This window comes from Streptomyces sp. NPDC002779 (assembly GCF_042888685.1).
In the GTDB taxonomy this organism is placed as follows: domain Bacteria; phylum Actinomycetota; class Actinomycetes; order Streptomycetales; family Streptomycetaceae; genus Streptomyces.
The window spans coordinates 73254-85366 of the sequence record NZ_JBIAQC010000010.1; the positions used below are offsets into that span (position 1 = coordinate 73254).

At 71.0% G+C, this 12113-nt stretch carries 5 protein-coding genes and 1 pseudogene; 3 read left to right on the forward strand and 3 right to left on the reverse strand.

The window, feature by feature from the left end; translation table 11 throughout:
* Positions 1-186 precede the first annotated feature (186 nt).
* Both ACFYW5_RS26600 and ACFYW5_RS26605 read left to right on the forward strand, forming a co-directional pair.
* Positions 187-3561, forward strand: a complete 3375-nt coding sequence (locus ACFYW5_RS26600) for a CARDB domain-containing protein (RefSeq protein WP_389419604.1) — start codon at positions 187-189, stop codon at positions 3559-3561.
* A gap of 138 nt (positions 3562-3699) precedes the next feature.
* Positions 3700-7992, forward strand: coding sequence for a discoidin domain-containing protein (locus ACFYW5_RS26605; RefSeq protein WP_389419605.1), 4293 nt, complete (start codon positions 3700-3702; stop codon positions 7990-7992).
* Between the two features lie 74 nt (positions 7993-8066).
* On the opposite strand, the gene ACFYW5_RS26610 is transcribed toward ACFYW5_RS26605, so the two are convergent.
* Positions 8067-8747, reverse strand: a complete 681-nt coding sequence (locus tag ACFYW5_RS26610) for a class F sortase (RefSeq protein ID WP_389419606.1) — start codon at positions 8745-8747, stop codon at positions 8067-8069.
* A 113-nt stretch (positions 8748-8860) separates the two neighbouring features.
* Positions 8861-9277 carry a hypothetical protein gene (locus ACFYW5_RS26615; protein WP_389419607.1) on the reverse strand — a complete coding sequence of 139 codons (417 nt, stop codon included), beginning with the start codon at positions 9275-9277 and terminating at the stop codon, positions 8861-8863.
* Positions 9278-9526: 249 nt separating this feature from the next.
* On the opposite strand from ACFYW5_RS26615, the pseudogene ACFYW5_RS26620 reads away from it, so the two are divergent.
* Positions 9527-11319 (forward strand): annotated as a pseudogene (locus tag ACFYW5_RS26620) (SMI1/KNR4 family protein).
* Here the strand turns inward: ACFYW5_RS26620 and ACFYW5_RS26625 are convergent.
* On the reverse strand, positions 11279-12046 hold the full coding sequence (locus tag ACFYW5_RS26625) for a polysaccharide deacetylase family protein (protein WP_389419608.1): 768 nt from the start codon (positions 12044-12046) through the stop codon (positions 11279-11281). The pseudogene ACFYW5_RS26620 and the gene ACFYW5_RS26625 overlap by 41 nt on opposite strands.
* Positions 12047-12113 lie beyond the last annotated feature (67 nt).

Here is a 12113-nt window from a genome sequence, read left to right on the forward strand (position 1 = left end):
TGCAAACAAGTCACAAAGTTACTCAATAAGTTGGCTTGGTGTCGCTGTTCCTTGTCGGAGTCATGTTGGGCTCCCGGCGCACGACCTTGTCAGCTCTCCCACCGGGCCCTTGGCGGATGTCCACGTCCGGCCGGACCGGCGGGCGGAGCCGGGCACGTGCCGCGCCCACATCGCGGAAAGGTCACCATGAGAGGCACACCTATGGGCAGGCGATGGGGGGCCGGACTGCTGACAGCGGGCCTGCTCACCGTCGGACTGCTGCCCGCCCCCGCCCACGCCGCGGACGTCGGCCCCAACCTCGCGCTCGGCAGAACGGCAACGGCCGGCGGAGCGCACGGCGGCTACCCGGCGGCGAACGTCACCGACGGAAGCCAGCAGTCGTACTGGGAAGGCCCGGCGGGCTCCTTCCCACAGTGGGTGCAGGTCGACCTGGGAGCCCAAGTCCCCCTGGACCGAGTTGCGTTGAAGCTCCCCACCGGCTGGGAGGGGCGCTCGCAGTCCCTGGCGATCCTCGGCAGCTCCGACGGCGGCTCCTTCACCACGCTCGCCGGCGCGCAGGCCCGCGCGTTCGCCCCCGCCGCGGCGAACACCGTGAACATCGACCTGCCCTCCGCCACCGCACGCTTCGTCCGGGTGCAGGTCGCCTCCAACTCGGGCTGGAACGCCGCGCAGTTGTCCGAGCTGGAGATCTACGGCGAGGCCGGCGAGGACCCCGGGGAGCCGCCCCTCGAGGGCACCAACCTGGCGCGGAACAAGCCGATCGAGGCCACGTCCACGACACAGAACTACGTGGCGACGAACGCCAACGACGACCAGGTCGGCACCTACTGGGAGTCGGCGGGCTTCCCGGCGCACCTGACCGTGAAGCTCGGCGCCGCCGCGGACATCGAGGCCGTGGTCGTCAAGCTGAACCCGGATCAGGTGTGGGCGGCCCGCAAGCAGTCCCTGGAAGTCCTGGGCCGCGCCCAGGGCGCCACCGCCTTCACCACGCTGAAGGCCCGGGCCGAGTACTCCTTCAGCCCTTCCTCGGGCCAGAACTCCGTCGTGATTCCGGTGACCGGCCGCGTCGCGGACGTGCGGCTCGCCGTGCACTCCAACACCGGCGCTCCCGGCGGGCAGGTCGCCGAATTCCAGGTGATCGGCAAGGCGGCACCCCACCCGGACTTCGTCGTCACCGACCTGACCTGGTCCCCGGCCTCCCCGTCCGAGAAGGACGACGTCACGGTCGCCGCCACCGTGCGCAACGCCGGCACCGCCCCCGCCCCCGCGACGACGGTGAACGTCAGCGTCGAAGGCACCGTCGCGGGCTCCGCCCCGGTCGCCGCCCTCCCGGCCGGATCGTCCGCCACCGTCTCCGTCCCCGTCGGCAAGCGCCCGACCGGCTCCTACACCGTCTCCGCCGCCGTCGACCCGACGGACACCGTCGCCGAGCTGGACAACAGCAACAACAGCCGCACGGCCGACCGGAAGCTGACCGTCACCCAGGCCCCGGGCCCGGACCTGCGCGTCACCGGCATCACCAGCAACCCGGCCGCACCCGCGGTCGGCTCCTCCGTCTCCTTCGCCGTGGCGGTCAACAACCGCGGGACCAGTGCGGTCCCCGCCGGTACGGTCACCCGACTCACCGTCGGCGAGACCACCCTTCAGGGCACGACGCCGACCATCGCCGCGGGTGAGACGGCCACCGTCGCCATCTCGGGCACCTGGAAGGCCACGAGCGGCGGCGCGACCCTCACGGCGACCGCCGACGCCACCGGGACGGTCGCGGAGACCGACGAGAACAACAACGTCTTCGCGCGCTCCATCGTCGTAGGACGCGGCGCCGCCGTTCCCTACACCGAGTACGAGGCGGAGGACGGCACCTACGACGGGACCCTGCTGACGGCGGACAAGCTGCGCACGTTCGGGCACACCAACTTCGCCACCGAATCCTCAGGACGCCGCTCGGTACGGCTCGACGCCACCGGCGACCACGTGGAGTTCACCTCCACCAGCGCGGCCAACTCGATCGTGGTGCGCAACTCCATCCCCGACTCGGCCACCGGCGGCGGCCGCGAGGCCACGCTCAGCCTCTACGCCGACGGCAGGTTCGTCCGGAAGCTGACCCTCTCCTCCAAGCACAGCTGGCTCTACGGCAGCACCGACGACCCCGAGGGCCTGACCAACACCCCGGGCGGCGACGCGCGCCGGCTCTTCGACGAGTCCAACGCGCTGCTGACCGAGACCTACCCGGCGGGCACGAAGTTCCGTCTCCAGCGGGACGCGGGTGACTCCGCCGCCTTCTACATCATCGACCTGATCGACCTGGAGCAGGTCGCCGCCCCGGCCGCCAAGCCCGCCGCGTGCACGTCCATCACCGAGTACGGCGCCGTGCCCAACGACGGCATCGACGACGCGGACGCCATCCAGCGCGCCGTCACCGCCGACCAGAAGGGCGAGATCGACTGCGTGTGGATCCCGGCCGGCCAGTGGCGCCAGGAGAAGAAGATCCTCACCGACGACCCGCAGAACCGGGGCCAGTACAACCAGGTCGGCATCCGGGACGTCACCGTCCGCGGCGCCGGCATGTGGCACTCGCAGCTGTACGCGCTGACCCCGCCGCACCAGGCCGGCGGCATCAACCACCCGCACGAGGGCAATTTCGGCTTCGACATCGACCACAACACGAAGATCTCCGACATCGCCATCTTCGGCTCCGGCACCATCCGGGGCGGCGACGGGGGAGCGGAGGGCGGTGTCGCCCTCAACGGCCGCTTCGGCAAGGACACCAAGATCACCAACGTGTGGATCGAGCACGCCAACGTGGGTGCCTGGGTCGGCCGTGACTACTCCAACATCCCCGAGCTGTGGGGGCCGGGCGACGGGGTCGAGTTCAGCGGCGTCCGTATCCGCAACACCTATGCCGACGGCGTCAACTTCGCCAACGGCACCCGCAACTCCACCGTCTACAACTCGTCCTTCCGCAACACCGGCGACGACGCCCTCGCCGTATGGGCCAGCAAGTACGTCAAGGACACCGCCGTCGACATCGGCCACGACAACCACTTCCGCAACAACACGATCCAGCTGCCCTGGCGCGCCAACGGCATAGCGGTCTACGGCGGTTACGGCAACACCATCGAGAACAACCTCGTCTCCGACACCATGAACTACCCGGGCATCATGCTCGCCACCGACCACGACCCGCTGCCCTTCTCCGGCCAGACCCTCATCGCCAACAACGGCCTGTACCGCACGGGCGGGGCGTTCTGGAACGAGGACCAGGAGTTCGGCGCCATCACCCTCTTCGCGCAGGGACCGAACATCCCCGGGGTCACCATCCGCGACACCGACATCCACGACTCCACCTACGACGGCATCCAGTTCAAGACGGGTGGCGGCGCCATGCCGGACGTGAAGATCAGCAATGTCCGCATCGACAAGTCGGTCAACGGCTGCGGTGTCCTCGCCATGGGCGGCGCCCGCGGCAGCGCCACCCTCACCGACGTGACCATCACCAACTCGGCGGAGAGCGACATCTGCGTCGAGCCCGGCTCGCAGTTCGTCATCAACCGCACCTGACCCCCACCGGCACCGGCACGGCGGCCCGCTCCCCCGGGCCGCCGCACCGGCGGTACGACCTGGCAAGCGCCGAATCCGCATACTTCCCCCGAGTCGCGCCGCGTGCCCTCGTGCACGCGGCGGAAGAGCGAGGACTGGATGAGAACCCGCATCTGGAGATCCCGGTGCCTCAGCGCCGTGATCGCCACGAGCCTGCTGGTGCTGGGCGGCCCGCTGATGGCCGCCGAGGCCGCCGGCGGACCGAACATCGCGCTCGGCGACGCCGCGTCGGCGAGCACCTCCCACACCGAGTACGGCGCCCGGAACATCACCGACGGCAACCAGGGCACCTACTGGCAGAGCGCCGGGTCGAACCTGCCCCAGTGGGTGCAGGCCGACCTGGGGTCGGCCGCCCGGGTGGACGAGGTGGTCCTGAAGGTGCCGGCGGGCTGGGAGAGCCGCAACCAGACGCTCTCCGTCCAGGGCAGCGCCGACGGCACCAGCTTCACCACCCTCAAGAGCTCGGCCTCCTACACGTTCGCCCCGGGCACCGGGAACACCGTCGTCGTGTCGTTCCCGGCCACCCAGACGCGGTTCGTCCGCGTCGACATCACCGCCAACACCGGCTGGCAGGCGGCCCAGCTCTCCGAGTTGGAGGTGCACTCGGCCGACGACACCTCCGCGAACCTCGCCGCCGGGCGCACCCTGACCGCCAGCAGCCACACCGAGGTGTACACGGCGGGCAACGCCAATGACGGCAACCGGGCCAGCTACTGGGAGAGCTCCAACAACGCCCTGCCGCAGTGGCTCCAGGCCGACCTCGGCGCCTCCCGCGCCATCAACCGCGTCGTCCTGAAGCTCCCGGCCGGCTGGGAGAGCCGCAGCCAGACCCTGAAGATCCAGGGCAGCACCAACGGCACGACCTTCACCGACCTGTCCTCCTCGCAGGCATACGCCTTCACCGCCGCCAACGACAACACCGCGACCATCACCCTCGACGCCACCACCACCCGCTATGTCCGCGTCCTGGTCACCGCGAACACCGTCCAGTCCGCCGCCCAGATATCCGAACTGGAGATCTACGGCCCGGCGACCGGCGACACCCAGGCCCCCACCGCACCCTCGGAGCTGGCGTTCACCGAGCCCGCCACCGGCCAGATCCGGCTGACCTGGAAGGCCGCGAGCGACAACACCGGCGTCACCGCGTACGACATCTACGCCAACGGCGACCTGCTGACCAGCGTCGCCGGAAACGTCACCGCCTTCACCGACAACCGCCCCGCGAACCAGACCGTGTCCTACCGCGTACGGGCCCGGGACGCGGCCGGCAACCAGTCCGGCGACAGCAACACCGTCACCCGCGTCGGCGACGCCGGTGACACCCAGGCCCCGACCACCCCGGCGAACCTCGCGTTCACCGAGGCCGACCCCGGCAAGGTCAAGCTCACCTGGACCGCCTCGACCGACAACGTCGGGGTGACCGGATACGACATCTACGCCAACAACGTCCTGCGGGGCAGCGTGGCCGGGAACGTCACCACGTACACCGACACCCAGCCCACGACGAGCACCGTCACCTACGTCGTCCGGGCCAAGGACGCCGCGGGCAACAAGTCGGGCGACAGCAACAGCGTCACCCGCAACGGCAGCGGCCAGAGCGGCTCCAACCTCGCCGTCGGCAAGCCGATCGAGGCCTCCTCCACGGTGCACAGCTTCGTCGCCGCGAACGCCAACGACAACAGCACCGCCACCTACTGGGAGGGCGCCGGCGGCAGCTACCCCCAGACCCTCACCGTGAAGCTGGGTGCCAACGCCGACCTGGACCGGCTCGTGCTCAAGCTGAACCCGGACACGGCATGGTCCGCCCGCTCCCAGACGATCGAGGTCCTCGGCCGGGAACAGAAGGCCACCGCCTTCACCAGCCTGGTCGCGGCCAAGAGCTACGACTTCAGCCCCGGCAGCGGCAACACCGTCACCGTCCCGGTCGGCGGCCGGGTGGCCGACGTACGGCTGAGGTTCACCGCCAACACCGGCGCCCCGGCAGGCCAGCTCGCCGAGTTCCAGATCGTCGGCGTGCCCGCGCCCAACCCGGACCTCGTCGTCACGAATCTGACCACGTCACCCGCCGCACCGGTGGAGTCGGACGTCATCACCGTCGCCGCCACCGTCCGCAACGACGGTCCGGCCCCCGCCCCCGCCGGCAAGGTCGCCGTACGCCTGGGCGGCACCAAGGTCGCCACCGCCGACGTCGCCGCCCTCGCACCGGGAGCCCAGGCCACCGTCCAGACCTCCATCGGCGCCCGCGACGCGGGCTCCTACGAGCTCAGCGCGGTCGCGGACGAGGCGAACGACATCATCGAGCAGAACGAGACCAACAACACCTACACCCGGCCCACCGCCCTGGTCGTCAAGCCGGTCGCCAGTTCCGACCTGGTCGCCGGCACGGTGACCACCAACCCGTCCAGCCCCAGCGCCGGTGACTCCGTCTCCTTCAAGGTGCCGGTGAAGAACCAGGGCACCCAGGCGAGCGCCGCGGGCAGCCACGCCGTCACGCTCACCGTCGTCGACGGCAGCGGGGCCACGGTCAGGACCCTGACCGGCGCCCACACCGGCACCATCGCCGCCGGTGCCACGGCCGAGGTGACCCTCGGTCCCTGGACCGCCGCCAACGGCTCCTACACCGTGAAGACCGTCATCGCCGCCGACGCCAACGAACTACCGGTCAAGCGGGAGAACAACACCGCCACCCAGCCCCTGTTCGTCGGCCGCGGCGCCAACATGCCGTACACCACCTACGAGGCCGAGGACGGCGCCGTCGGCGGCGGCGCGCGGGTCGTCGGACCCAACCGGACCGTCGGCGACATCGCCGGTGAGGCGTCCGGCCGCAAGGCGGTGACCCTCGACGCGACCGGGGAGTACGTCGAGTTCACCACCCGCGCCGAGACGAACACCCTGGTCACCCGCTTCTCCATCCCGGACGCCCCGGGCGGCGGCGGCATCAACTCCACCATCAACGTCTACGTCGACGGCACCTTCAAGAAGGCCCTCCCGCTCACCTCGAAGTACGCCTGGCTGTACGGGGCCGAGGCCGGACCCGGCAACGACCCCGGCTCGGGCGCGCCGCGGCACATCTACGACGAGGCGCACATCCTGCTGGGCGAGACCGTCCCCGCGGGCAGCAGGATCCGCCTCCAGAAGGACGCCGCCAACACCGCCGCCCACTACGCCTTCGACTTCATCAGCCTGGAGAAGGCCACCCCGGTCGCGAACCCCGACCCGGCGGCCTACGCGGTACCCGCCGGATTCACCCACCAGGACGTGCAGAACGCCCTCGACCGGGTCCGCATGGACACCACCGGCAAGCTCGTCGGCGTCTACCTGCCGCCCGGCGCCTACCAGACGTCGAGCAAGTTCCAGGTCTACGGCAAGGCCGTGAAGGTCGTCGGCGCCGGGCCCTGGTACACGCAGTTCCACGCCCCGACCACGCAGGACAACACGGACGTCGGGTTCCGCGCCGACGCGACGGCCAAGGGCTCGCTCTTCAAGGGCTTCGCCTACTTCGGCAACTACACCTCGCGCATCGACGGACCGGGCAAGGTGTTCGACTTCGCCAACGTGTCGGACATCGTCATCGACGACATCTGGAACGAGCACATGGTCTGCCTCTACTGGGGCGCCAACACCGACCGGGTAACGATCAAGAACTCCCGGATCCGGAACATGTTCGCCGACGGCGTCAACATGACCAACGGCTCCACGGACAACCTCGTGTCCAACAACGACGCCCGGGCCACCGGCGACGACAGCTTCGCGCTGTTCTCGGCGATCGACGCGGGCGGCGCGGACATGAAGAACAACGTCTACGAGAACCTGAGCACCACCCTGACCTGGCGGGCCGCGGGCATCGCCGTGTACGGCGGCTACAGCAACACCTTCCGCAACATCCACATCGCCGACACGCTCGTGTACTCCGGGATCACGATCTCCTCGCTGGACTTCGGCTACCCGATGAACGGCTTCGGCACCGACCCGACCACGTTCGAGAACATCTCGATCGTCCGGGCGGGCGGCCACTTCTGGGGCAACCAGACCTTCCCCGGCATGTGGCTGTTCTCGGCGTCCAAGGTCTTCCAGGGCATCCGCGTCAACAACGTGGACATCGTGTCCCCGACCTACAGCGGCATCATGTTCCAGACGAAGTACAACGGCAGCCAGCCGGAGAACCCGGTCAAGGACACCGTCTTCTCCGACATCTCGATCACCGGCGCCAAGCGCAGCGGTGACGCCTGGGACGCCAAGTCCGGCATGGGCATCTGGGTGAACGAGATGCCGGAACCCGGTCAGGGCCCCGCCGTGGGTGAGGCGACCTTCAACTGCCTGCGGATGAGCGACAACGACGAGAACATCCGCAACACCACCACCACGTTCAAACTCACCATCAACCCCTGCTGACAGCAGGTCCACGTCCCTGACGACCGAGGCCGGCGCCTGCCCCCGCGGCAGGCGCCGGTCTCATGCGCCAGGTCTCATGCGAGGTGGGCGAAGACGACGAGGTTGTCCGTGTAGTCCTTGACCGCGCGGTCGTAGTCGCCCGCGCAGGTGATGAGCCGGATCTGGGCCTGCGCGGTGTCGGCGTAGACCCGCTCGTCGGGGAAGTCGTCCTTGGCGAAGGTCTCGACGCTGTCGACGACGAAGGACGCCGTCCGGCCGTCGGCGCGCTCGACCTGGAAGGTGTCCCCCTTCTCCAGCTCCCCGAGGCGCGCGAAGACGGCGGGCGAGGTGGCCGTGTCGACGTGTCCGGCGACGACGGAGGTTCCCCGCTCCCCGGGTGCGGCTCCCTTGGCGAACCAGCCGACGAGGTTGACGTCGTCGGCGGGCGGCGGATCGAGCTGTCCCGACGGGCCGATGGCCAGGTCCGTGAAGGGGGCGTCGACGGAGATCTTCGGGACGAGCAGCCGCACGGGCTTGGCCCGGGGCAGGTGCTTGCCCGCCGACTGCTGCGCCGGCAGGCCGGCGGGCGGGGACGATGCGGCGGCCCGCGCGGCGGATGACGTACTGGAGGAGGTGGAGGGCTCGTCGTCGCCGAAGACATTCGCGGCCAGCACCACCAGGGCGGCGGCCACTGACATGACCAGCACACGGGCGCGGAGTCCCGGCTTCGCGCGGGGCGTATCGGCGTCGGTCCGGGGGGAGGGACGAGCGGTCATCGGGAGGGCACCTCACCTGGGCACAGCGGCGGAGCTGACGGGACAACGGGGGACCGCGGGGCCGCCACGCGGCACACACGTGGCGGCCGCGGTGGCTATGACGCCCGGCATGGTCAGGCCACGCTTCCGGCACTCTTCCGGCGGCGCGCCGCGTAGAGACCAGTACCGGCGACCGCCAGGACCGCCAGCCCGCCCGCGGTCACCGTGGGCCCGGCCAGCCCGCCCCCACCGGTGTGCATGCCGCCCTTGGGCTTCTCGTGGTCACCCTTCCAGGTGTTCTCGTCGTGCTTGCCGCTCCAGGAGTCGTCCTTCTCGTGGTCCTTGTCGCCCCACGAGTCCTCCTTGCCGTGCTCCTTGTCGCCCCAGGAGTCCTCATCCCGGGTTTCGTCCTCCCGGGCGGTGCCGTGGTCCTGGCTGTACGAGGACTCCTCGTGGTCCTGGTCGGGTTCGACGGCGTAGGCGCCGGGGGCGCTGAGGACGAGGGCGGCCGAAGCCGCCGAGATGGCGAGCAGTGCGCGTGCAGAGTGCATCTGACGTCCGTTCTGCCGACGAGCGGGTCGCTGACTCTGTATCAACTGGATCGGGCCCCGCCTCGACGTGATCCACGGTCAGCCGGGAACCCGGCGCCCGCCACTTGGGGCGACCCGCCGGGTGACACGCCGTCCGCCGCCGGTCACCTCCTCAGGACTGGGCCAAAAGTGTCGTGAGGGGAGGGCGCTGCCTGGCCCCGGCGCGGCGCGGGGCGGTCCGTTGTCAGTGCCGCATGACACCATCCGGCCATGAGCGGCGGATCTTTCAACTGGTATGACTTTACTGACCGTTGGCAGCAGGAGTGGGTGCCGCGATCGGACGCGGACGAGGACCGGACCCTCCCCTTGGGCAGGCCCGGGGCGGGCGAGGCGGCGATCGCCGCGGCCGAGGAGCGGCTGGGCCGGAGGCTGCCGCCCTCGTACCGGGGGTTCCTGGCCGCGAGCGACGGGTGGCATGTGGACCAGCCGGCCGGGATCTACGAGCTGGGCGGCGCCGCGGACATCGACTGGTTCGGGGACCCGCATGGCCTGACCTCGCTGTACGAGCAGTATCTGGTCGACGACCCGCGTGAGGAGAACGTCCTGCTGGCCGGGATGTGGCAGCGGGCGCTGCGCCTGGAGACGGACTCCGACATGTCGCATGCCCTGCTCGATCCGGGCGACAGCGACCCGGACGGCGAGTGGGGGTCGGCGTCAACGCGACCACGCGCGCCCAGGACGCCCGGGTGGCGGAGGCCCGCCTGCTGGCCCTGCGCGGACGGTACGAGCAGGCCGTCCCCCTCTTGGAGGAGGCGTCGTCCTTCGGACGGCCCCACAGCGCCGTCCTGCTGAACCAGCTCCGCCATCTGCAGGCTCCCCACGGCTCCCAGGGTTACGGCGGACTGGTGGCCGACCCGCGCTATCTGCCCGAGTTCCTGGCCGTGGAGGCGCTGCCGGCGGCGCGCGGCGAATGGCGGACGGACGGGGACGACCACTGGCTCAGGACGGTGACCGCCCGCGGGGTCGCCCGGCGGACCGCCGAGACCGTATTGAGCGCGATGCGGGACGGCACCCACCGCTATACGCCTGCCGGTGCCTGGGGCCGGGCCGTCGCCGAGGCCCGGGAGTCGGCCCGCTGGGGGAAGACCGACGCCGCGTGGGGGACGCTGCGGGACGCGCTGCCGCTGTGGGAGGCGCCCGGGCCCGCGGTCATCGCCCCGATCGGCCTGCTCGCCGATCCGGTCCTGGGCCCGCTGATCACCCCGGAGCGGGGGCGGGAGATCCTCGCGACGCCGCGGTCGGGGGAGAGGGGTCCCCTTCCCGAGCCGGTGCCCGATCTCGACCCGCCGGGCCTCGCCTGGCTGACGGAGCCCACGGCGAACGGGCAGCCGCTCGACGGATACCGCTGTGTCTGGGTCGAGGGAGTCGATCCCGCCCGTCTGCCCGCCCTGATCGGTGAGGAAGGCGCGGAGCCGAGCGCTCCCGTGGAGGTGCGCATGATGCCCTGGCGGGCACCGGGGGCGCACCGGCGTGCGGACGCGGAACCCTGGGACGGCCGGGCCCTGGCCGCGGTCGGCCGGGCCGGAACATGGGCCTTCGCCTTCGACGGCCACCAGTACGTCAACCAGCTGTTCCTGTCACCCGCCGCGGTCGCTTCCGCCGCCGGGCGCGCGGTGGTGGTATGGCGCGAGCCGCGGCCATCGACACCCGCTGACCGCCCGGCCGCGTTCCACCTGTCGGTGGCCGAACAGGGGGAGGAGCGCCACGCGTTCACCGCGCGCGGTACGGAGATCCAGCGCTCGGGAGCGATACCCGAGGCCCTGGACCCGGCACGGCTGTTCCGCCCCGGGGATCCGGAACCGGTGCGCGAACGGAAGGTGTTGGAGGCCCTGCACACCGAACTGGGGCTGTCGCTCCCGCGCTTCGCGCTGACCCGAGGCCGGCTCCCCACCTTCATCACCCGGTCCTGGACCAGGGCGCCACGCGAGGGCGAGACCTTCGCCTACGCCAGCCTCGTACGGCTCAGCGCACCGGGAAACCGAAGGAGTAGCCCTGCTCCTTGAGCCAGGGCAGGATCCGGCGCAGGGCCTCGACGGTCTGGGAGCGGTCGCCTCCCGCGTCGTGGAAGAGGACGGTCGGCCCATTGGGCAGTTCCCGCTGGACGGTGGCGACGATGGCGTCCGCGCCCGGCTGCTCGAAGTCCTTGGTGTCCACGTTCCAGCCCAGCGGGCGCATGCCCCGGGAGGCGGCGAGCGTGCGGCTGTAGGGGGTGAAGGCCCCGCCGGGCGCCCGGTAGTACATCGGGCGTACGCCGCCCGACGCCTCGGTGATCATGCGTTCGGCGTCGAGGATCTGCTGCGACTGGTAGGCCTGGGACTGCTGGTCCATGGTGGTGTCGTGCGCCACCGAGTGGTCGCACAGCCGGTGGCCGGCGGCGACCACTTCCTTCACCAGGTCCGGGTGGGCCCGCGCCTGGGTGCCCACCATGCAGAACGTGGCCTTCGCCCCGTACTCCCGCAGGACGTCCAGCACCTGGGGGGTCCACACGGGGTCCGGGCCGTCGTCGATCGTGAGGTTGACGCCCCGCGGCCCTGCGTCGGAGGCATGGGCGATGGTCACCGCGACCCGCTCGGCGGCAGGGCTCGGCCTGGCTGCCTCCGCCGCGGAACCGCTGCTCGCGGCACCCGCCTGCACGGTCCACACCGAGGCGCCGGTGGCGAGCACCGTCACCCCCAGCGCCGCCCCGATCATCTTGCCGTACCAGCCCCGCCCGCCACCGTGCCGTGCCATGTCCGCCCCGCTTCCCGCAGTCCCTCACACCCAGGGCCGCCGTGCGACCACCTGGCAGGACGACAGA

Coding starts and splice junctions, on each gene's coding strand:
- ACFYW5_RS26600 (WP_389419604.1), top strand. CDS start 187: ATGAGAGGCACACCTATGGGCAGGCGATGGGGGGCCGGACTGCTGACA.
- ACFYW5_RS26605 (WP_389419605.1), top strand. CDS start 3,700: ATGAGAACCCGCATCTGGAGATCCCGGTGCCTCAGCGCCGTGATCGCC.
- ACFYW5_RS26610 (WP_389419606.1), bottom strand. CDS start 8,747: ATGACCGCTCGTCCCTCCCCCCGGACCGACGCCGATACGCCCCGCGCG.
- ACFYW5_RS26615 (WP_389419607.1), bottom strand. CDS start 9,277: ATGCACTCTGCACGCGCACTGCTCGCCATCTCGGCGGCTTCGGCCGCC.
- ACFYW5_RS26625 (WP_389419608.1), bottom strand. CDS start 12,046: ATGGCACGGCACGGTGGCGGGCGGGGCTGGTACGGCAAGATGATCGGG.